The organism is Phenylobacterium zucineum HLK1, assembly GCF_000017265.1.
GTDB classification, from domain to species: Bacteria; Pseudomonadota; Alphaproteobacteria; order Caulobacterales; family Caulobacteraceae; genus Phenylobacterium; species Phenylobacterium zucineum.
The window spans coordinates 3,401,398-3,419,593 of sequence record NC_011144.1 but is presented as its reverse complement, the minus strand read 5'-3'; the positions used below and the strand labels follow the sequence as shown (position 1 = coordinate 3,419,593).

The 18,196-nt window shown below is 70.6% G+C and carries 24 protein-coding genes and 1 tRNA gene; 6 read left to right on the top strand and 19 right to left on the bottom strand.

Annotation, left to right across the window (positions count from 1 at the left end):
- Positions 1 to 3 precede the first annotated feature (3 nt).
- The 8 genes from PHZ_RS16635 to PHZ_RS16600 all read right to left on the bottom strand — a co-directional run bounded on the left by PHZ_RS16635 (position 4) and on the right by PHZ_RS16600 (position 6,737).
- The gene (locus PHZ_RS16635) at positions 4 to 1,239 is read right to left on the bottom strand and encodes an AAA family ATPase (protein WP_012523546.1); all 1,236 of its coding nucleotides are present in this window, start codon (positions 1,237 to 1,239) and stop codon (positions 4 to 6) included.
- Between the two features lies 1 nt (position 1,240).
- Positions 1,241 to 2,695, bottom strand: coding sequence for a type II and III secretion system protein family protein (locus PHZ_RS16630; protein WP_012523545.1), 1,455 nt, complete (start codon positions 2,693 to 2,695; stop codon positions 1,241 to 1,243).
- A complete protein-coding gene (cpaB, locus tag PHZ_RS16625; RefSeq protein ID WP_012523544.1) occupies positions 2,692 to 3,555 on the bottom strand; it encodes a Flp pilus assembly protein CpaB in 864 nt (287 codons plus the stop codon). The genes PHZ_RS16630 and cpaB overlap by 4 nt, the downstream gene beginning before the upstream one ends.
- A 12-nt stretch (positions 3,556 to 3,567) precedes the next feature.
- The gene (locus tag PHZ_RS21875) at positions 3,568 to 4,062 is read right to left on the bottom strand and encodes an A24 family peptidase (RefSeq protein ID WP_012523543.1); all 495 of its coding nucleotides are present in this window, start codon (positions 4,060 to 4,062) and stop codon (positions 3,568 to 3,570) included.
- Positions 4,063 to 4,122: 60 nt separating this feature from the next.
- Positions 4,123 to 4,302: a Flp family type IVb pilin gene (locus PHZ_RS16615; RefSeq protein WP_041373644.1), complete on the bottom strand. Its 180-nt coding sequence runs from the start codon at positions 4,300 to 4,302 to the stop codon at positions 4,123 to 4,125.
- Between the two features lie 302 nt (positions 4,303 to 4,604).
- The gene (locus PHZ_RS16610) at positions 4,605 to 5,855 is read right to left on the bottom strand and encodes a pilus assembly protein TadG-related protein (protein ID WP_012523541.1); all 1,251 of its coding nucleotides are present in this window, start codon (positions 5,853 to 5,855) and stop codon (positions 4,605 to 4,607) included.
- A 1-nt stretch (position 5,856) separates the two neighbouring features.
- Complete coding sequence (locus PHZ_RS16605) at positions 5,857 to 6,276, bottom strand: TadE/TadG family type IV pilus assembly protein (RefSeq protein WP_041373643.1); 420 nt, start codon at positions 6,274 to 6,276, stop codon at positions 5,857 to 5,859.
- Entirely contained in the window at positions 6,273 to 6,737 is a 465-nt protein-coding gene (locus PHZ_RS16600) for a TadE/TadG family type IV pilus assembly protein (protein WP_183280186.1), read from the bottom strand. The genes PHZ_RS16605 and PHZ_RS16600 overlap by 4 nt, the downstream gene beginning before the upstream one ends.
- A gap of 348 nt (positions 6,738 to 7,085) precedes the next feature.
- Here PHZ_RS16600 and PHZ_RS16595 point away from each other — a divergent pair, with 348 nt between their 5' ends.
- Positions 7,086 to 7,688: a hypothetical protein gene (locus tag PHZ_RS16595; protein WP_148216898.1), complete on the top strand. Its 603-nt coding sequence runs from the start codon at positions 7,086 to 7,088 to the stop codon at positions 7,686 to 7,688.
- Positions 7,689 to 7,878: 190 nt separating this feature from the next.
- Here the strand turns inward: PHZ_RS16595 and PHZ_RS22815 are convergent, their stop codons facing one another.
- Positions 7,879 to 8,196 carry a DUF6968 family protein gene (locus tag PHZ_RS22815; protein ID WP_148216897.1) on the bottom strand — a complete coding sequence of 106 codons (318 nt, stop codon included), beginning with the start codon at positions 8,194 to 8,196 and terminating at the stop codon, positions 7,879 to 7,881.
- Positions 8,197 to 9,026: 830 nt separating this feature from the next.
- Positions 9,027 to 9,116, bottom strand: a tRNA-Ser gene (locus PHZ_RS16590).
- 160 nt (positions 9,117 to 9,276) lie between these two features.
- On the opposite strand from PHZ_RS16590, the gene msrA reads away from it, so the two are divergent.
- Both msrA and PHZ_RS16580 read left to right on the top strand, forming a co-directional pair.
- On the top strand, positions 9,277 to 9,930 hold the full coding sequence (gene msrA / locus PHZ_RS16585) for a peptide-methionine (S)-S-oxide reductase MsrA (protein WP_012523538.1): 654 nt from the start codon (positions 9,277 to 9,279) through the stop codon (positions 9,928 to 9,930).
- Positions 9,931 to 9,941: 11 nt separating this feature from the next.
- On the top strand, positions 9,942 to 10,286 hold the full coding sequence (locus tag PHZ_RS16580; protein WP_236611848.1) for an MmcQ/YjbR family DNA-binding protein: 345 nt from the start codon (positions 9,942 to 9,944) through the stop codon (positions 10,284 to 10,286).
- An 11-nt stretch (positions 10,287 to 10,297) separates the two neighbouring features.
- On the opposite strand, the gene PHZ_RS16575 is transcribed toward PHZ_RS16580, so the two are convergent.
- From PHZ_RS16575 to PHZ_RS16550, 7 genes are all read right to left on the bottom strand, one after another.
- The gene (locus PHZ_RS16575; RefSeq protein WP_012523536.1) at positions 10,298 to 10,990 is read right to left on the bottom strand and encodes a DUF599 domain-containing protein; all 693 of its coding nucleotides are present in this window, start codon (positions 10,988 to 10,990) and stop codon (positions 10,298 to 10,300) included.
- 1 nt (position 10,991) lies between these two features.
- Complete coding sequence (locus PHZ_RS16570; RefSeq protein ID WP_012523535.1) at positions 10,992 to 12,326, bottom strand: MFS transporter; 1,335 nt, start codon at positions 12,324 to 12,326, stop codon at positions 10,992 to 10,994.
- A gap of 181 nt (positions 12,327 to 12,507) precedes the next feature.
- Positions 12,508 to 12,666, bottom strand: coding sequence for a DUF3309 family protein (locus PHZ_RS22250; RefSeq protein ID WP_012523534.1), 159 nt, complete (start codon positions 12,664 to 12,666; stop codon positions 12,508 to 12,510).
- A gap of 98 nt (positions 12,667 to 12,764) precedes the next feature.
- On the bottom strand, positions 12,765 to 13,160 hold the full coding sequence (locus tag PHZ_RS16565; RefSeq protein ID WP_012523533.1) for a DUF983 domain-containing protein: 396 nt from the start codon (positions 13,158 to 13,160) through the stop codon (positions 12,765 to 12,767).
- A 77-nt stretch (positions 13,161 to 13,237) separates the two neighbouring features.
- The gene (locus tag PHZ_RS16560) at positions 13,238 to 13,459 is read right to left on the bottom strand and encodes a hypothetical protein (RefSeq protein WP_012523532.1); all 222 of its coding nucleotides are present in this window, start codon (positions 13,457 to 13,459) and stop codon (positions 13,238 to 13,240) included.
- Between the two features lie 57 nt (positions 13,460 to 13,516).
- Positions 13,517 to 13,654 carry an entericidin A/B family lipoprotein gene (locus tag PHZ_RS16555; protein WP_012523531.1) on the bottom strand — a complete coding sequence of 46 codons (138 nt, stop codon included), beginning with the start codon at positions 13,652 to 13,654 and terminating at the stop codon, positions 13,517 to 13,519.
- A 52-nt stretch (positions 13,655 to 13,706) separates the two neighbouring features.
- Positions 13,707 to 14,177 (bottom strand): DUF5615 family PIN-like protein, encoded by a 471-nt coding sequence (locus PHZ_RS16550; protein WP_012523530.1) that lies wholly within the window; start codon positions 14,175 to 14,177, stop codon positions 13,707 to 13,709.
- 33 nt (positions 14,178 to 14,210) lie between these two features.
- Here PHZ_RS16550 and PHZ_RS16545 point away from each other — a divergent pair, with 33 nt between their 5' ends.
- Both PHZ_RS16545 and PHZ_RS16540 read left to right on the top strand, forming a co-directional pair.
- Positions 14,211 to 14,582 carry a DUF2784 domain-containing protein gene (locus tag PHZ_RS16545; protein WP_012523529.1) on the top strand — a complete coding sequence of 124 codons (372 nt, stop codon included), beginning with the start codon at positions 14,211 to 14,213 and terminating at the stop codon, positions 14,580 to 14,582.
- A 116-nt stretch (positions 14,583 to 14,698) separates the two neighbouring features.
- The gene (locus PHZ_RS16540; protein ID WP_148216896.1) at positions 14,699 to 14,905 is read left to right on the top strand and encodes a hypothetical protein; all 207 of its coding nucleotides are present in this window, start codon (positions 14,699 to 14,701) and stop codon (positions 14,903 to 14,905) included.
- Between the two features lie 25 nt (positions 14,906 to 14,930).
- Here the strand turns inward: PHZ_RS16540 and lepA are convergent, their stop codons facing one another.
- Positions 14,931 to 16,736 carry a translation elongation factor 4 gene (gene lepA / locus PHZ_RS16535; RefSeq protein ID WP_012523528.1) on the bottom strand — a complete coding sequence of 602 codons (1,806 nt, stop codon included), beginning with the start codon at positions 16,734 to 16,736 and terminating at the stop codon, positions 14,931 to 14,933.
- A 151-nt stretch (positions 16,737 to 16,887) separates the two neighbouring features.
- Here lepA and PHZ_RS16530 point away from each other — a divergent pair, with 151 nt between their 5' ends.
- Positions 16,888 to 17,520 (top strand): DUF1134 domain-containing protein, encoded by a 633-nt coding sequence (locus tag PHZ_RS16530; RefSeq protein ID WP_012523527.1) that lies wholly within the window; start codon positions 16,888 to 16,890, stop codon positions 17,518 to 17,520.
- 74 nt (positions 17,521 to 17,594) lie between these two features.
- Here the strand turns inward: PHZ_RS16530 and PHZ_RS16525 are convergent, their stop codons facing one another.
- A complete protein-coding gene (locus PHZ_RS16525; protein ID WP_012523526.1) occupies positions 17,595 to 18,140 on the bottom strand; it encodes a TIGR00645 family protein in 546 nt (181 codons plus the stop codon).
- Between the last annotated feature and the right edge of the window lie 56 nt (positions 18,141 to 18,196).

Sequence of the window (18,196 nt, the reverse complement as noted above, 5' to 3'; positions counted from 1 at the left end):
CGGCTATCTCCCCAGCACGCGCTTGAACCAGGCGGCGCGCCCGGCGGCAGGCGCCTCGTCCACCCCGGCGACGCGCCGCGTCAGCGCGCGCAGGCCGGCGCCGAGGGCGCTCTGGCCCGCGATGGCCGGCAGCGCCCTGGCCTGCGCCGCGGCGGCCTCGGCCGCCCTGGCGTCGAACGGGAGTACGAGGTCCAGCTTGCGGCCGAGGCCGCGCTCGAACTCGGCCTGGGGAACCTCGCCGGCCACGCCGCCCACGCGGTTGGCGACGACCAGGATCTCGCCCTCGGCCCGCATCCCGCCCAGCAGCGCGAGCAGGCGTTGGGAATCCCGCAGGCCGGCCAGGCTGAGGTCGGTGACGACGATCGCCACGTCGGCGGCCGCGAGCGCGGCGCGGGCGGGCGCGTCGAGACGCCTGGGCGCGTCCAGGATCACCGCGTCAGAGCCTTCGGTCACGGCGGACAGCAGGGCCTCGAGCCCCGCGCCGCTCAAGGCGGGTTCGGCGTCCAGCGGCTCCTCGGCGGCCAGCACGCGCAGGCGCGGGCTCTCCTGGCTGGCGGCCGAGCCGATCAGCAGGCTGTCGATGCGGTCGGGATGGGCCAGCAGTTCGCGCAGGCCGCGGCCGGGCTCCAGATCGAGGCTGAGGGCGGCGGCGCCGAACTGCAGGTCGAGGTCGATCAGCACCGTCCGGCGCTCGTGCTCGTGCGCCAGGCTCCAGCCCAGGGCGACCGCCAGGCTGGTCGCGCCCACCCCGCCGCGCGCCCCGACGAGCGCCACCGTGCGGCAGGCCTGTTGCGGAGCCGCCGTGACCGGCGCGCGGCCCGCCCGCTCGGCCTTGCGCAGGGCCTCGGCCAGGGCGACCGGCGAGACCGGCTTGACGAGATAGTCGCTGATCCCGAGCCCGATGAGGGCGCGGTAGAGGTCCACGTCGTTGGCCGTGCCGACCGCCACGACGGAAGTGTGCGGTTCGCAGACCTCGGCCAGGGCGTCCATGCCGGCGAGCACGTCGGCCGCGTCGCTGACGTCGACCAGCAGCACGCCGGGAGCGGCCTGGGCTTGGGTCTGGAGCAGGGCGCAGGCGGCGGAAAGGCCGCCCTCGCGGATCCGGTTCTGCGGCCAGCCGAGCTGGGCGGCCACGGCCCGGACGGTCTCGCGGGTGACCGGGTCCGCGATCACGGCCAGCGGCTCGGCCCGCCGGTCGGGTCCGCGCTCGCCTTCGGGCAGGATGCGGGGCAGGGCCATCCTACAGCCCTCCCATGGTCTGGACGGCGAGCGGCTTGGTCTTGCCGGCGCCATGGCGTTGGGCGGCCTCCACCGCGGCGTCGCCCGTGGGCGCGCCGGGCTCCACGCCGCGCTCCAGGTCGGCGGGGTCGGCCGCCATGGCCGCGCGGTTCCGGGCGTTGGCCCCCGTGGTCAGGTCGGCGGGCGTCGCCAGCGTCCGGCTCGCCGGCTTCACCAGGTAGGGCGTGACGATGATGACGAGCTCGGACTCGTTCTTCTGGAACTCCTTCGAGCGGAACAGATTGCCCAGCACCGGGATGTCGCCCAGGCCCGGGAGCTTGCGCAGCGTCTCGTTGGAGGTGTTCTGCAGGAGGCCGGCGATGGCGAAGCTCTGGCCGCTGCCGAGCTCGACGGTGGTCTCGGCCCGGCGGGTGGTCAGCGCCGGGACGGTGAGCCCCTGGACCGTGATCGCGCCGGCTTCCGAGAGCTGGCTCACCTCGGGGCGGACGTTCAGGCTGATCCGGCCGCCGTCCAGCACCGTCGCCACGAACGACAGGCTGACCCCGAACTGCTTGTAGTCGATGGTGATCAGGTCCTCGCCCCGCTGCGGCACGGGGATCGGGTACTCGCCGCCGGCCAGGAAGCTGGCGGGCTCGCCCGAGACCGCCGTCAGGTTCGGCTCGGCCAGCACCTTAACGAGGCCCTTCTGCTTCAGGGCGTCGACGAGGACGTTCAGGTCGAGGTCGCCGTCCTGGTAGCTGCCGACGATGGTGTCGGTCCCGTTCAGCCGCGAGAAGGTCTCCCGGCTCGCCGGATTGGTGAAGATCTGCCGGCCGGTGGCCAACCCCACCATGCCCTCGCCCAGCAGGCCCATGGCGTCCCAGTTCACGCCCAGCACCTCGCGCGCCTGCTTGGAGACCTCGGCCACCCGGACGTGCAGGTTGATCTGGTTCGGCTGCTCCACGACGATGCGGTTGATCAGGCGCCCGGCCCGGGCCTCGCCCTCGCCCGGCACGAACTCGGCGGCGATGCGCAGGATGTCCGCGCCCTCGGCCGCCGAGCCGGCCTTGCCCGACAGGATCAGCGCCCCATCGACGCTCTCGACCTGAATCTGGCTGTTCGGCGCGTGGCGCTTGAGCGCCTGGTCGAGACGCGCGGTGTCGATCCCGACGTTGACGGCCAGGTCGGCGATCATCCGCTCGCCCGCGTCCAGGGCGAACAGGCTGGTGGCGCCGGGCGCCTTGCCCAGCACGTAGACGAGCGTCGGCGACTTCACCTGGACGTCGGCGATCTTCGGGTCGGCGATGAAGACGGTGGCCGCCGGGCGGTCCAGCCGGATCAGCCGGCCCTTGCCGGCCTCTACGGCCAGCTCGGAGGACGGGCCGGCGACGACGGCGGCCGCGGCCAGGGCGGACTGTGGGGCGAGCGTTCCGGCGCCGACGGAGAGGGCGGCGGCGATCGCGGCGAAGCGTTTCATTCGGCGCCTCCGACGGTACTGACGGTGTTCCCGCGGACGACCACGACCGACGCGGCGGGGCGGCGGACCGGGCGGGCGTTCGTCGGGGCGGCGGGACGGGGGGCCGCGAGGCCGGTGGCCTCGGAGTCCCAGGTGCGGCTGACCGCGTGGCGCGGGACGCCCTCGCCGGCGTCCGTCGCCAGGCTGCGCAGGCTCAGCGACAGCTTGCCGAGCTCGGGCATCAGCGCGACGATCTCGGCCTGCTTGGGGGTGACTTCGAGCGTCGCAGTCTGCGGGACCACGACCTCCTGCTTCTCGTTGGCGACCCGCTGGTCGATGCCGACCACCCGCACATCGGTGAGCACGGTCTCGCTGACATGGCGGTCGTCGCCGATCCGGCGGCTCAGGACGAGGTCCACCCGGTCGCCGGGGAAGATGAAGCCGGCCACGCCGCTGGCCGCCGAGACGTTGACGGTCACGGCCCGGTGGCCGGGCTTCAGCACCGCGGCCAGGAAGCTGCGGTCGCCGGGCTGGACGACGCCGGTGGTGGTGAGGGGCTGGCCGGGCTGGAGCTCGCCGCGCACGACCGCGCCGGCGATCTGGGCCGGTCCGCTGGCGGCGCTGGTGAGATAGCCGGCGGTGGGCGCGTCGGCGGGCCAGGCCTGCCAGCGCACGTGCGAGGGCTTGAGGATCGTGCCGGGAGGCAGCGCCTGGGCGGCCACCAGCACCTGGGCCTCGGCCGCCGCGGGCGCGGCGCCGGCGCGCGCGGAGGCGGTCGCCTGGCTGAGCTGGCCCTGCAGCCACTGCTGGGTGAGGAAGACGGCGCCGCTGGACAGCAGGGCCGCGGCGCCGAGGTACATCATGCGGCGCGAGACAACCATCGGAGCGGCTCCCTAGAAGAGGCTGGCGAGATGCTGGGTCAGCACCCAGCCGCCGCCGGCGGCCAGCGGCACGCCGAACGGCATCGGTTGGCGCAGGCCCTCGGCGAGGGTCTCGCCGGCGGGCCGCGGCATCAGGCGGCGCAGCGGGCTCAGCATCGCCACCGCCAGGGCCGCGCCCGCGAGCGAGGTGACGAAGGCGAAGCCGGACAGCAGCGCAGGTCCCGCCCAGAGCGACAGGGCTGCGGCGAGCTTCACGTCGCCGCCGCCCACCCAGCCGCGGGCGAACAGGATCGTCCCGAGCGCCAGGGCGGCGATCCCCACGCCCAGGCCGCCCACCCAGGCGGAAAGCGCCAGGGCGGGGAAGGCCAGAAGGTATGCGCCGGCGATGAGGGCGCAGACGCGGTTGGGGATCAGGTAGCGGAAGAAGTCGCTGGCCGCGGCCCAGACGAGGCTGGCGGCGAAGAGGACGAGGGCGAACGCGAGCGCCGCGTGGGGTGCGTAGGTCATCGTTCGCCCTCGGCTGTCAGGTCCGGCGGATCCCGTCCGGTCCGCCGAGGTCGGCTTCGGTTAGTCGGCCTGAGCGGTGTCGAGACCGCCCTGGATGGTGCCGAAGGTTTCGGTCAGGCTGGTGCGGACGTTCGGCAGGGCGGCGGCCAGGGCCACGGCGATGAAGGCCGCGATGAGGCCGTATTCGATGGCGGTCGCGCCGCTGCGGTCGCCGGCGAGCTTCTTGATCAGCTTGGTCATTGGAGGTGTGTCCTTCTCTCGACTTTCGTCGGGACAGGACACGAGAACTTCGCGTCGCCGCCCGATGGACACGCAGATAAATAGGGCGTTAACCAGTCGCAATGGTTGCAGAGTGCGACATAGTGTTCATCCCTAGCGTGTGGCGCAGGTATATCTTCAGTAGATGAGTTATGAACGAAAGTCGTAGTGCGACATTCTGGCGCCAATCTAATGGCTTAGCTGTACCTAAATCATCAAATGTTATTCATTGATGGTGCGCCAGTACATGGCGCAGCCAAATGTGAGGCTTTCCGGCCTGGCTGCTACTCGATCAGCGCGGCCGCCGAACCTCCAATGGGGCGCACGCCCACGCCCGCGCAGTCGAGGCCCAGGGTCGAGCCGCCCGTGAACTTCACCGTCCGGGCGATCACCTGCAGGCAGGCGCCGCTGCCGGTCGACGAGCCGCCGGTGAACGTCATGTGCTCGCCCGGGAAATAGATAGCGCCGCGCAGGCGGGTGCTCGCGCCGCCGGTGAAGTCGATCTTCCGCCCGCCGCTCTCCGAGGCGTGCTGGAAGAAGACGAGGCCGGCGTAGGTCCCGGCTCCGGGCGCCGTCAGGTCGACGTTGGCCCCGCCGGTGAGGTCGAGCGTCCCGCCGTCCGTGAACACGAAGGTCACGGGACCCAGCGCCTTCAGCGTCCCGCCGCCGGTGACGCTCAGCGCCCCGCTGCGGATCACATAGACGCCGGGCGCGAGGATCGCCGTCCCGCCCCCGGTGACGGTGAGCCCGCCGCAGAAGAACTCGGCCTCCACCCCGTCGTTCGGGAAGGAACGGGTCTTCCCCGAGGTCACCGTCGTGCGGCTGGGATAGTCGCAGCCGCCGAAGCCGGGCGAGGCGGGCAGGGCGGCGTAGGGATCCAGGGTCGGCGCCTGGCGGGTGCGCACCCCATCCCGGGCGTTGATGGCCGCGCCGCCCCGCACGCGGTAGTCGCCGCCCAGGGCGACGCCGTCGGCGTTCAGGCGCGCGCCGCCGGTGGCGTCGAGGGCCGTGGCGCTGGTCGAGTTGGCGACCAGGTCGCAGCCGTTCAGGTTGACGCTCGCCCCGCCGGTCAGACTGGCGGCGGCGTCGGCCTTGGGATCCAGGGCCAGCACGCAGCCGTCGCCGCCCTCGCCCGTCTGGGCGACGGCGCGGGCGCGGATCACCCCGTCCTGGTCGCGGTAGAGGCGCGAGAAGAAGCGGCGGGCCGGCCGCTCCACGATCACCTCGACACGATCCGCGGTCGGGCGGTTCACGCGCACCGTCACGCCGTCCTCGCCGTGGGTCGCGCCATAGGTCGCGGCGATCGCCCGAGCCTCGCCCGTCGCATCGCCGCCGCCCGCGTGGACGGCCACGGCGGCGCTGAAGGCGGCGGAGTCGGCCGCGTGCTGGGCGTCGCGGCGGGCGGCGTACCAGGCGCCCGCGTCGGTCCCCAGGCCCACGAAGCCCAGGATGACGACCATCGACAGGCCGGTGGTCAGGGCGCTGGCGCCGGAGCGATCGTCGCGCAGGCGGCGGAAGAGAGGGGCGTGTCGCATGTCAGGTTCGGCAGACTTCGGCGGCGAGCGTCGGGGCGGCGCCGACGAAGCCCGCGGCCACGAAACGGAAACGGTGCGCGGCCCGCACGCGCACGCCGCAGGCCGGGTCGCTGGCGACGGTGAAGGCGCTGGCGGGGACGCCTGCGGCGCTGGCCTTCGCCGCGGCGACGTTCCGGGCGTTGGCGAGCGCGCCGCAGGGATCGGCGCCGCCGCTCGTGCAGCGGCTCAGGTCCAGCGCGCCCTGTCGGGCGGCCTCCTGCACGGCGAACTCCAGCGACGTGCGGGTCCAGGCGAGCCGGCCGCCCTCGACCAGGCCGGTCAGCATCAGCACGAGCAGCGGCAGCGCGAAGGCCGCCTCGACCGCCGCCGCGCCCCGGCGGCAGCGCGCCAGACGGCGGAGCTGGCGAACGGGCGGGCTCATCGGATGCGCACCACGGCGCTGGCGCGGACCTCGTCCGGCAGGACCACCTCGGGCCACGGCGCGAGCGGCCGGAACGGCGCGCTGGCGGCGACGGCTACGAAGCTCCCGGGGGGCGCGCCTCCCGCGCAGGCCGCGCCGGGCGCCGGTACGATCCCGCCGGCGCTCGCGCAGCCCTGGAAGGCGGCGGGCGCGGCGGTCACGCCGGCCAGGGGCGTGGCGCTCCGGGCGGCCGTCTCGACCTTGGCCGCGTCCCACCCGTGGGTCCGGGCGAAGTCGGCGCCGGCCTGGGCGGCGGCGCGGACCTGCATCGAGGCCGAGATCAGCCGCGAGACGTCGATCAGGCCGGCCAGCAGCAGCGCCAGCATCGGCAGCAGCAGGGCGAACTCCACCGCCGCCGCGCCGCGGCGGTCCGCGGGCAATCGGGCGAGGGCGCGCGCGCCGGTGCGACCGAAGGTCGGCATGGGGATCGGGGTCCTCGGGTCGATCCCGCGGCGCTGGCGCGCGCGGGCGGCCGGCATGCGCCGGTCGGGACCGGGCCATATATCGCGCAGGGGTTGCGCTCAAAGCGTGGCCACATCCGCTGCGCGCAGAGGTCGCAGCCGATGGCGGCCTACGGATATCGGAGGACTAGGGAGTGGTGGAGGCCGTCGAGAGGCTGGCCGTCTCCACCTGGCTTGCGGTCGGTTCCGCCTTTGTTCTTGACCACGTCCTCGCAGCGACGTTGTCTGGTCAAGCTTCCAGCGACGGGAGGATGAACTATGGGGTTGTCGATATCGTGGGTCGCGGCCGAGGGCGTCAACAGGAGCGCCATGCTCGGCGCGCTGGGTTTGGCCGATGTCGGCCGCCCGGCCAGGGGCCATCCCGTTCCGCCGCCGGCGAAGCTGGCTGCGTTTGAGCTGGGCGGCTGGGTGTTCGTCATATCGCCCGATCGCCGTTTCGCCAGTCGCGAGCGCGTCAGCGCCGTGTCTCAGGCTGGCTCCGCCGTGGGGGCCTATCTCGAAGAGCATGTGATGGTCAGCGGCGCGTTCGGCGCATCCGACGGGCGCCTGGCCTGGTCGGTGCAGCATGATCCGGAGTTCGGCCAGGAACACTTGGACGTGTGGGGTGAACCGCCGGCCGCCTTGACGGGAATCCGGGCGCGGCTGCTTCAGGAGCTCAGAACGGACGATGACGATGACGTTGACTACCTGTTCGACGCGCCAACGGAGCTTGCGGCGACGGTGTGCGGCTTTGATCCCAACCAGTTCTCCGGCGAGGTCGATATGCTGGAACTGAGCGTCGTGCGTCGTGAGTTGATGAAGCTCCGTGACCAGCCCCTCGCCAGCGCCTTGGCCGATCCGGGCGGCTCGGAGCTCCCTACGCCGCGCAAGCCGGGCCTGCTCGCGCGGTTCTTCGGCCAACGCAGAGGTTGATGCCGCCTATCGGCGCCGCGGAAAGGTCCCGGTGTTTCCGCAGCTTGGCGGTTCAGCGTCCGAAGGAGACGAATGCGCCCGCCTGAGTGGCGGTGAGGGCGGTCGACAGCCAAGTGTCCTCCGCCCAACGCGATGACCGTCCCGCCGCCCGCCAGCCCAGCCATCCTCCTTCTGATCGTTCGATTCAGATTCAGAATGGATATGGGGCCTCGTCCAGAAAGACGTTCGGCGCGGGAATGCCGAGATAGCCTCCGAACTGACCATAGAGACCGAGCTTTCCGTTTCTATACGCGGCTGAACCATAAAGCGCCGCGGAAAGCGCTTTCATCGCGAGCGCAAGAGCCTGAAGGCTGGATTCTCCGTGCACATCCAGGCCGTGATCGATCCGGTCGCCGATTTCATAACGACACACCCACGAGCGCTCCCGCTTCTCCGGAGCGAATAGCCGAACCGGCACCGCGTCGCCTGATTCAGCGAAGTCGAGCGCCAGTTCAGCTATGATCGTCATCTGCGCGGTCCTTGAGGGTGAGTGAAGAGCCGCGGCCAACCGACCTCACCGTTTGTCTTTATGCAACGCGCATTACGCTCGTTCGCACTTGCGTGACACATCGAGCGCGAGGCCGGATTCGGCTGACCATTGCAGACCTCTGTGTCGCGCGCGAGTTGGATGTCGCACTGCTTCGGATGTTCTGGCTTGGGCGGGCCTGAGGGAGGTGACCCCGGCACGTCCCGCAGCGCTGGACGACTTGGCCAAGGGAATGGAAAAGGCGGTCGAGGCAGCCGGTGGCAACTTGTGCAAGTGCTACCGGCCGCAAATGCAGTAGTTCGGGGCTGGGAAGGTGCGCCGGTCTCCGTTCCGAAATGCCCTTCAGTCTGCCTCGCGTCAGCGGATGATGGCGATCGCAGGTGTCCGAAGAACGCCTGATGTTTCTGCTCTACTAACTGTCGCCGCTGCTTCTCGATTTCCTGCGGGGAGCGCAGATACTACTGTGTGAGCGCGGCGCCACTCAGGCGCGCGGGATCGATCTGGCCATAGGCCATCTTGCTCTCCTTGAACGAAGGCATGCGCGAGCTTTCGTGTGGCTTGGCGCTGCTATTGAGCTGTGGAGTGCGTGGCTCTTGGTTTGACGCCTTGTCCGCTCAAGAGCGGGTGGCGTGGCGCACTGATCGACGCTCCGGCAGCGTGACAGATGCTCCAACGGGAGGCAAGAACAAAGAGAGAACAAATGACTCCGCTCTCTTCCTTCCCGGAATGCACATTAGGCGAGGATGACGGGCCCCGGAGTTTCCGCAGCTTGGCGGTTCAGCGTCCGAAAGAGACGAACACGACCGCCTGAGTGGCGGTGAGAGAGGGATTCGAACCCTCGATAGGCTTTCACCTATACACGCGTTCCAGGCGTGCGCCTTCAACCACTCGGCCACCTCACCCCACGTCCGCGGCCCCGGGAGGCCTGCGGCGGAGAGGGCGCGAATATAGTCAGGATGCCCCGGGGGGCAAGCGGCGCGTGGAGGCGGGCTCCGGCCGCGTGCAAAAGCCGCGGCCGCACCCTATTTTACGACGCCAGCCCACACCCGCCCGGAGGCGCCGATGCTGTTCGCCAAGAAGTCCCTCGATCTGCCGACCCCCGAGGAGGCGCTGCCCGGGCGGCCGAACGCCATCCCCACCGCCGAGACCCACTTCGTGAACGGCCATCCGCTGAAGGGGCCCTACCCGGAAGGCGCCGAGATCGCCTATTTCGCGATGGGCTGCTTCTGGGGCGTGGAGCGCAAGTTCTGGCAGGTCCCCGGCGTCTGGGCGACCGCCGCCGGCTACCAGAACGGGATCACGCCCAATCCGACCTACGAGGAGGTCTGCTCGGGCCGCACCGGCCACGCCGAGGCGGTGATGGTGGTCTACGATCCCAAGGTCGTCGGCTACCAGGACCTGCTGAAGGTGTTCTGGGAGAACCACGACCCGACCCAGGGCATGCGCCAGGGCAACGACATCGGCACCCAGTACCGCTCGGGGATCTATGTGGCGAACGACGCCCAGGCCCAGGCGGCGGAGGCCTCGCGCGAGGCCTACCAGCAGGCGCTGGCGCGCCAGGGCTTCGAGCGCATCACCACCGAGATCGCCCCGGCTGGCCCGTTCTTCTTCGCCGAGGACTACCATCAGCAGTACCTGGCCAAGAACCCGCACGGCTACTGCGGCATCGGCGGCACGGGCGTGACCTGCCCGATCGGCGTCGGCGTCGAAGCCTAGGGGCCGGGTCGGTGGGGGCGCCGACGCACGAGACCGTGGCGCGGACGGCCCTGGGCCTGCCCGCGGCCACCCACGTGGTCCAGTGGGGCGGCCACGACGTCTACAAGGTGGGCGGCAAGGTGTTCGCCATCTGCGGCGACGAGGCGGTCTCGTTCAAGGTCACCGAGATCGGCTTCGTGGCCCTGACCGAGGGCGGGCCGGCGCGGCAGGCGCCCTATCTCGCCAAGGGCCAGTGGGTGAGCGTCAACCTCGCCGACGTGGATGAGGCCGACCTCGCGGACTGGATCGCGACCTCCCACGGCCTGATCGCCGCCAAGCTGACCCGGGCCGTCCGCGCCGAGCTCGGCCTGACCTGACCTAGCCTGATCTAACGCTCCAGCATCTCGCGCAGGTCGCGGATCGCGGCCGCCGCGGGCGAATGGCGCTGGCGCCAGAACAAGAGGCCGATGGCGCCCACCGTGGCGGCCATGAAGGCCCAGGGGCCGAACAGCCAGGCCGCGGCCGCCAGGGCGAAGTAGTAGCCGCGCACGCCGGCGTTGAACGACGACAGCGCCGGGTTCAGCAGGCGCGCGATCGCCTGGCCGTAGGCCTTGCGCTGCTCCTGGTCCTCGAGCGGGTCGGGCACCGCGCCCACGGCGGCGATGCAGTAGTTGATCTGGCGGATCGCCCAGATGAAGTCGAGCAGGCCGCGGGCCAGGGCGATCAGCACCAGCGCCAGCTGCAGCTCGAACAGCATGCGCGAGGAGGTGCGGATCACCTCCAGGGCCGAGACCGAGCGGAAGGTGTTCTCGCCGCCGAACAGGGCGCCGGCGGCCGCCGCGATCAGCAGCAGGTTGGACGAGGCGAAGAACGAGGCCGAGTTGAGCGCGTGCCCCAGGAGCTGGCCGTCCATCAGCCGCGGGTCGCGGCCGGTCATGTTGGTCATCCAGGCGTTGCGGATGACGGTCATGTCAGTGTTCAGCACCCCGCCGCGCTTCTTGGCCACCAGGGTCAGGACCGGCTCGTAGAACAGCCAGGCCAGGACGAAGACCCCGAAGGCGGCGACGTTCAGGCCATCCACGTCAGTCCTCCCGGATCAGGCTGTGCACGTTGGTGTTGCGCAGGCGGACGGCCACCAGGAAGCCGGCCGCCATCATCCCCGAGACATAGACGTAGAATCCGCTTTCCGCCCCCACGTCCTTGAACCAGAGCGCGACGTACTCGGCCGTGCCGCCGAACAGGGCGTTGGCCAGGGCATAGGGCAGGGCGACGCCCAGGGCCCGCACGTGCGCCGGGAAGAGCTCGGCCTTCACCAGGCCGCTGACCGCCGTGTAGCCCGACAGCACCACCAGCAGCAGGGTGACCAGCGCCAGGGCCTCGCCCTGGCTGGGGCCGCCGGCCAGGGCCGACATCACGGGATAGGTGGCGAGCGCGCCTCCGGCGAAGGCGAAGGCGATCGTGGTCTTGCGGCCCAGCTTGTCCGACAGCCATCCGAACAGCGGCTGGCAGCCCATGTAGACCACCAGGGCCACGGCGGTGACGGCCGTCGCCGCGCTCTTGTCGAAGCCGGCGGTGTTGACCAGGAACTTCTGCATGTACGTGGTGTAGGCGTAGAAGGCCAAGGAGCCCGCCGCCGTCAGCACGAAGATGATGGCGCTCTCGCGCGGGAAGCGGGCGAACAGCATCATGGTCCGCGCGCGCTCGGCGCCTTCGGCCTTGGCGGCCTCGTAGGACGGGCTCTCGTCCATGCCGGCGCGGATCCAGAAGACCACCACGGCCAGGAGGCCGCCGATGACGAACGGGATGCGCCAGCCCCAGTCCTCGAGCACCGCCGGGTCCATCACGTTCTGCAGCAGCACGAGCACGCCCAGCGCCAGGAGTTGGCCGGCGATCAGGGTCACGTACTGGAAGCTGGCCCAGAAGCCGCGGCGGGCGCGGCCGGCCATCTCGGACATGTAGGTGGCGCTGGCGCCGTACTCGCCGCCCACCGACAGGCCCTGCAGGATGCGGGCGGCCAGCAGGCCCACCGGCGCCAGGGCCCCGATCTGCCGCGCGTCGGGCAGGATGGCGATGGCGAAGGCCCCGGCGCACATCATGCCGACGCTGACGGCCAGGGCGGCGCGCCGGCCTTTCCAGTCGGCGTAGAGCCCCATCAGCCACGCGCCGAGCGGCCGGGCGAAGAAGCCCACCGCGAAGATGGCGGCGGTCTGCAGCAACTGGGCGGTGGTGTCGCCCTCTGGGAAGAAGTGCGGGGCGAAGTAGAGGGCGAAGGAGGAGTAGGCGAACCAGTCGTACCATTCGACGAGGTTGCCGGCCGAGCCGCCGACGATCGCCTTCGCCCTCTGCAGCGGCGTCAGCCCCGCGGTCGTCAGCGCGGCCGGCGCCTGGCTGTCAGCCCCGGTTTCCGTGGCCGTCATGCATCTCCCCCCAACTTGGCTTTGGGGGCGGATGCTAGAGCGCGCTCAGCAAAAGTGGGAACCGGTTTTGCGTCCGAGCGCGCTCAAACTGTGAAAGAGCGCGCCGTCCGGGCGGCGAACCGGGCCCACTTCGCCTGACGGCGCGCGGGGTGTTGCGCGGCCTGCGCCAAGGGCCGCGACGTCAGATCCGTCCCAACAAGACCAGGATGATGACGATCACCAGCACCAGACCCAGGCCGCCGCTCGGGAAATAGCCCCAGCCGCGCGAGTAGCCCCAGCTCGGCAGCGCGCCGATCAGGAGCAGGATCAGGATGATGATCAGGATGGTGCCAAGGGACATTCAGCTCTCCTCGTGCTGTCCCCGACCTGCGCCGTTGCTGCCAACGTGCGCGCCACAGTCGAGGTTCCGGAGAACCGCGCCCCAATCGGCGCCGGCGCCTAGTCCGCGGCGTCGGCGGTGTGCAGGCGCGCGTCCTGGTCGTTGACCCCCAGGGCGTACATCAGGCCGATCCAGCCCCCCTTCACGCGCGGCAGGGCCGCGAGCATCAGGATCGTGAGGGACCCCAGAATGATCGGCACCGAGTAGATCGGATCGGATTCCCAGACGATGGGGAACAGCAGGAGCGGGGCGATGATCAGGTGGCCGGTCAGCAGGATCGTCACATAGGCCGGACCGTCGTCGGCCGGGTACTGCGCCAGCCGGTGCTCGCAGGCGGGGCAGGCCTCGTTCACCTTCAGGTAGCGCCGGAACAGCGGAGCATCGCCGCACGAAGGGCACTTGTGGCGCAGGCCGCGGCCGATCGAGCGCAGCAGCGGGTGGACGATCTCGGTCATGGGCCCGCCATATGCGCTTTCGGGAGCTGCGGCGAAAGAGGCGAGGGCGTTCCGCCGCAGCTATTTCGCGACCGCCGCTATGGGTTGGTGCGGTAGGTGTCCCGCGGCTTCGGCGCGCCGGTCGCGTCGGCGTCCTCGCCCACGTCGCCTTCCTCGGTGTTCTCGCCCTCCTCGCGCAGGATGTGCGGATCCTCGCCGGCCATCGTCGTCCCGCGCGAGGCGCCGATGCCCGGATCGTCCTCGAGGTCGTCGCGGGGCGGCTGGGCCTCGCCGGGGGCGGGGTGCTTGGACGTGGACATCGGGGCCTCCTTCGTTCGGTGTCGAGACCCGAACCGCGGGAGGCCCGCCCGGTTCCGTCAGCGCTTGACGTCTTCCGCCGCGCCGGTGACGGCCCGACCCACGGCCTCGGCGTCGCGGCCCAGGCCCGAGACGGTGTTGCAGGCGCCGACCAGCAGCGCGGACGCGGCGGCGGCGAGCACGATCAGTTTGCGCATGGCGAGCTCCTCGGAAATGTCTGTCCCTAGGTCCGGGACGCCGCTTCTCTAGTCAAGCTTGCGGCGGCAATGGGGCGCCGTTGGAAAGTCCCTCCAGCCGCTCGCCCATCCGCCGCACGTGGCTGCCCGGCCAGTAGAGCCGCCCGCAGGCCGGACAGGCGCGGAACGGGCCGCGGCCCGCCCGGGCGCTTTCGGGCATGCGGTCGATCTCGTCCAGCGAGGCTTGGCGCAGCCGGGCGTTGTCCATGACGCAGCGGGTGAAGGGGGCGAAGTTCCAGTCCAGGACGACCGCGCGCGACAGGCTCTCGGCCTCGGCCATCGCGCCGCGGCCCTCCACCAGCACCGACTCGGGCGCCGCGGCCGCCAGCCGCTTGTCGCGGGTGAGGAGGATGCGGCCCTCGTCGCGGGCCAGCCGGAGCAGCGCGGCGTCCGCCTCGCCGTCCGTGGCCAGGTAGGTGTCGTATCCCGCCGCCCGGAGCAGCCGGGCCAGGCGCACGAGCATCTCGTCGCACAGGAAACGCATGGCGGTTCAACGCATGGGGCTTAGGCTCGTGGCATGAACGCCGCCCTCGGCCAGCTGGTCCTCGCCCTGCATCTGGCGGTCATCGCCTTCAACGTCGTGGGCCTTTTCGCAATACCGCTCGGCGCGCGGCTGGGCTGGACCTGGGCGCGCATACGCTGGTGGCGGGCGCTGCACGTCGCCTCCTGGGTCGTGGTGGCCGTCCAGGCCGTCCTGGGCCGCGCCTGCTTCCTGACTTTCTGGCAGGACGGCCTGACCGGCGGCGGGGCCGAGGACCCGATGATCATGCGCCTCGTCAACGGCCTGATCTACTGGGACCTGCCGATGTGGGTCTTCACGGCGCTGTACCTGGCGCTGTTCGCCCTGGTCCTGTGGCTGTGGAAGGCCGTTCCGCCGGTCCGCCGCTGACCGGAAAGGCGGCGCCTTCGTGAAACTTTCAAGAAGCCTGTCGCTGCGCTGCAACGAAGGCTTGCCAGGATCATTGTGCGATGCGAAGTCGCAGCCCCTGCGTACAGGAGTAACCCGTGCTCGCCGTTCCCATGCGTACCTTCCCCGGCCTGTTCGTCGGCCGCCGCACCGTGATGATGGCCCAGGAGGTCGTCGATACGGCGGAGGGGACCGCGGCCTACCGCTGCGGGGCGTGCAACGAGCTCATCCTCGCCGGTCCCGAACAGTCCGAGCTGCGGGACGTGGTCGTGAAGTGCCGCTGCGGGGAATACAACCAGATCTGATCCGGGCCGCGGCTGACCTCTGCGGTCAGTCCGCGTCCATCTTCAGGGCGGCGATGAACGCCTCCTGCGGGATCTCCACCTTGCCGAACTGGCGCATGCGCTTCTTGCCCTCCTTCTGCTTCTCGAGGAGCTTGCGCTTGCGGGTGATGTCGCCGCCGTAGCACTTGGCGGTCACGTCCTTGCGGAGGGCGCGCACGGTCTCGCGCGCAATGATCCGCCCGCCGATCGCCGCCTGGATCGGGATCTGGAACATGTGCGGCGGGATCAGCTCCTTCATCTTCTCGACCATGCCCCGGCCGCGGCTCTCGGCGCGGTCGCGGTGGACGAGCATGGACAGGGCGTCCACCGGCTCGGCGTTGACCAGGATCGACATCTTCACGAGGTCGCCCACCCGGTAGCCTTCCACCTGGTAGTCGAAGCTGGCGTAGCCCTTCGAGATCGACTTCAGCCGGTCGTAGAAGTCGAACACCACCTCGTTCAGCGGCAGGTCGTAGACCACCATGGCCCGGGCGCCGACGTAGGACAGCTCGCGCTGCTCGCCGCGGCGGTCCTGGCACAGCTTGATGATGGCGCCCAGGTACTCGTCGGGCGTGAAGATGGTCGCCTTGATCCACGGCTCGGCGATGCTGTCGATCTTCACCGGATCGGGCAGGTCGGCCGGGTTGTGCAGCTCGATCTCCTCGCCGTTCGTCAGCTTCACGCGGTAGACGACCGACGGCGCGGTGGCGATCAGGTCGAGATCGAACTCGCGGGAGAGCCGCTCCTGGATGATCTCCAGGTGCAGCAGGCCCAGGAACCCGCAGCGGAAGCCGAAGCCGAGCGCCGCGCTGGTCTCCATCTCGTAGGTGAAGCTGGCGTCGTTCAGGCGCAGGCGGCCGATGGCGGCGCGCAGGTCCTCGAAGTCGGCTGCGTCCACGGGGAAGAGGCCGCAGAACACCACCGGCTGCACCTCGCGGAAGCCCGGCAGGGGCTTGTCGGTCGGCTTGCGCAGGTCGGTGATGGTGTCGCCGACGGCGGCGTGGGCGACTTCCTTGATCGAGGCGGTGATGAAGCCGACCTCGCCCGGCCCCAGCTCGGGCATCTCGGTCTGCTTGGGCCGGAACACGCCGAGGCGGTCGATCTGATACTCGGCCCCGGTCTGCATCATCTTGACCTTCTGGCCGACCTTCAGGGTCCCGTCGAAGACCCGGACCAGCACGACCACGCCCAGGTACTGGTCGTACCAGGCGTCGACCAGCAGGGCCTTCAGGGGCGCGTCCCGGTCGCCCTTGGGCGGCGGCAGGCGGGTGACGATGGCCTCCAGCACGTCGTGGATGCCGACGCCGGACTTGGCCGAGCATTCCACCGCGTCCGAGGCGTCCAGGCCGATGACGTCCTCGATCTGCTGGCGCACCCGGTCGGGCTCGGCGGCCGGCAGGTCGATCTTGTTCAGGACCGGCACGATCTCGTGGTTGTTGTCGATCGCCTGGTAGACGTTGGCCAGGGTCTGGGCCTCGACGCCCTGGGACGCGTCGACCACCAGGATCGAGCCTTCGCAGGCGGCCAGCGAGCGGCTGACCTCATAGGCGAAGTCCACGTGGCCGGGAGTGTCCATCAGGTTGAGGACGTAGGTCTCCCCGTCGTCGGCCTTGTAGTGCAGCCGCACGGTCTGGGCCTTGATGGTGATCCCGCGCTCGCGCTCGATCTCCATGTTGTCCAGCACCTGCTCGGACATCTCGCGCGCGGTCAGGGCGCCCGTCTCCTGGATCAGGCGGTCTGACAGGGTCGATTTGCCGTGGTCGATGTGCGCCACGATCGAGAAGTTGCGGATCTTGTCGAGCGGAGTGGTCATGTCGCGCGTGCGTCTAGCACATTCCGCGCAGCGCGCGAGGACGCGCGGCGTCGCGCCACGTCGAAGGTGGTTAATCCGCCATTAAACTGACGCGCCGCACAGAGAGCCCAAGGGACGGGGAGCTGGCAACTTCAAGGAGGCAAGCCGCCCAATGGACCGCCGCACGCTCATCATCGCCGGGGTGACCAGCCTCGCCGCGCCCCTCGCTGCGCCCGGACTCGTGCGGGCGCAGGAGGCCGCCACGCAGGGGCCGCCGACGCCCGTGCCGCCGCAGCCGACCTATTCGGCCGGCAACGAGGACAAGACCTACAGCCAGGACGAGATCGTCCGCGGCGTCTCCGACTTCATGGGCGTCACCGCCGAGACGGCCGGCGGCGTGGTCGAGAAGCTGTTCGCCAACAACGGCCGCCCCACCGCCTACATCGCCGGCGAGGAGGGCTCGGGCTCGTTCATCCTCGGCGCCCGCTACGGCCGCGGCCTGCTCTACATGAAGGACCGCCAGCCGATGGAGGTGTTCTGGCAGGGGCCGAGCGCCGGCTGGGACTTCGGCGGCAACGCCTCGCGCGTCTTCACGCTCTGCTACAACCTCTGGGAGCCCGAGGTGATCTTCCAGCGGTTCCCGGGCGTGGAGGGCTCGGCCTACCTGGTCGGCGGCCTGGGCGTGAACTACCAGAAGGCCGGCGGCGTCACCCTGGCCCCGATCCGCGCTGGCGTCGGCCTGCGCCTGGGCGCCAACGTGGGCTATCTCTCCTACAGCCGCAAACGGCACGTCCTGCCGTTCTGACCTGGCGCCTCGCCGCCCAGGCGGTGAGGCCGCTCAGTGCTTGCCCAGTCCTCGCTGCCCAGCGGTGAGGACGTTCAGTGCTTGTCCGTCTTGGACGCCAGCCAGTCCATCAGGGCCAGCAGCACGCCCGAGACGACGAACGTCAGGTGGATGCCCACCAGCCAGCCGAGGGTGCGGTCCGAGATCTCCGCGCCCTCGGAGAGCTGCATGAACGACCGCAGCAGCGCGATGGCGCTGATCGCCACGATCGAGGCGATCAGCTTCATCTTCAGGCCCGAGAAGTCCACCGTGCCCATCCACCCCGGCCGGTCCTCGTCGTCGCCCGTGTCGATCTTCGAGACGAAGTTCTCGTAGCCCGAGAAGATCACGATCAGCAGCAGGTTGCCGGCCAGCGACAGGTCGATCAGCGCCAGCACCATCAGGATCGCCTCTTCGGGCGACATGGACGTCAGGTGCGAGAGCTCGTGCCAGGCCTCGTTGACGAAGACCACCAGCAGGGCGCCCAGGGCGATCACCAGGCCCACGTAGAACGGGGCCATCAGCCAGCGGGCGCGGAACAGGCCGGTCTCCAGCCAGCGCTCGGCGGCGGGCTTGCGGATCGTCTCGGGAAGCTTGGGCATGGCGGCTAGTTAGCGGCTGGGCCGCCCTCGCGCAAACCCAGCCGCCGGACGTGGGG

Bases quoted from the DNA above. Each gene is read 5' to 3' on its own strand.
- PHZ_RS16565 (WP_012523533.1), bottom strand. From the start codon at position 13,160: ATGACCGAGATCGTCCACCCGCTGCTGCGCTCGATCGGCCGCGGCCTG.
- PHZ_RS16615 (WP_041373644.1), bottom strand. From the start codon at position 4,302: ATGACCAAGCTGATCAAGAAGCTCGCCGGCGACCGCAGCGGCGCGACC.
- PHZ_RS16525 (WP_012523526.1), bottom strand. From the start codon at position 18,140: ATGCCCAAGCTTCCCGAGACGATCCGCAAGCCCGCCGCCGAGCGCTGG.
- PHZ_RS21875 (WP_012523543.1), bottom strand. From the start codon at position 4,062: ATGACCTACGCACCCCACGCGGCGCTCGCGTTCGCCCTCGTCCTCTTC.
- PHZ_RS16610 (WP_012523541.1), bottom strand. From the start codon at position 5,855: ATGCGACACGCCCCTCTCTTCCGCCGCCTGCGCGACGATCGCTCCGGC.
- PHZ_RS16605 (WP_041373643.1), bottom strand. From the start codon at position 6,276: ATGAGCCCGCCCGTTCGCCAGCTCCGCCGTCTGGCGCGCTGCCGCCGG.
- cpaB (WP_012523544.1), bottom strand. From the start codon at position 3,555: ATGGTTGTCTCGCGCCGCATGATGTACCTCGGCGCCGCGGCCCTGCTG.
- PHZ_RS16555 (WP_012523531.1), bottom strand. From the start codon at position 13,654: ATGCGCAAACTGATCGTGCTCGCCGCCGCCGCGTCCGCGCTGCTGGTC.
- PHZ_RS16595 (WP_148216898.1), top strand. From the start codon at position 7,086: ATGCTCGGCGCGCTGGGTTTGGCCGATGTCGGCCGCCCGGCCAGGGGC.
- PHZ_RS22250 (WP_012523534.1), bottom strand. From the start codon at position 12,666: ATGTCCCTTGGCACCATCCTGATCATCATCCTGATCCTGCTCCTGATC.
- PHZ_RS16600 (WP_183280186.1), bottom strand. From the start codon at position 6,737: ATGCCGACCTTCGGTCGCACCGGCGCGCGCGCCCTCGCCCGATTGCCC.
- msrA (WP_012523538.1), top strand. From the start codon at position 9,277: ATGCTGTTCGCCAAGAAGTCCCTCGATCTGCCGACCCCCGAGGAGGCG.
- PHZ_RS22815 (WP_148216897.1), bottom strand. From the start codon at position 8,196: ATGACGATCATAGCTGAACTGGCGCTCGACTTCGCTGAATCAGGCGAC.
- PHZ_RS16635 (WP_012523546.1), bottom strand. From the start codon at position 1,239: ATGGCCCTGCCCCGCATCCTGCCCGAAGGCGAGCGCGGACCCGACCGG.
- PHZ_RS16570 (WP_012523535.1), bottom strand. From the start codon at position 12,326: ATGACGGCCACGGAAACCGGGGCTGACAGCCAGGCGCCGGCCGCGCTG.
- lepA (WP_012523528.1), bottom strand. From the start codon at position 16,736: ATGACCACTCCGCTCGACAAGATCCGCAACTTCTCGATCGTGGCGCAC.
- PHZ_RS16560 (WP_012523532.1), bottom strand. From the start codon at position 13,459: ATGTCCACGTCCAAGCACCCCGCCCCCGGCGAGGCCCAGCCGCCCCGC.
- PHZ_RS16550 (WP_012523530.1), bottom strand. From the start codon at position 14,177: ATGCGTTTCCTGTGCGACGAGATGCTCGTGCGCCTGGCCCGGCTGCTC.
- PHZ_RS16530 (WP_012523527.1), top strand. From the start codon at position 16,888: ATGGACCGCCGCACGCTCATCATCGCCGGGGTGACCAGCCTCGCCGCG.
- PHZ_RS16630 (WP_012523545.1), bottom strand. From the start codon at position 2,695: ATGAAACGCTTCGCCGCGATCGCCGCCGCCCTCTCCGTCGGCGCCGGA.
- PHZ_RS16545 (WP_012523529.1), top strand. From the start codon at position 14,211: ATGAACGCCGCCCTCGGCCAGCTGGTCCTCGCCCTGCATCTGGCGGTC.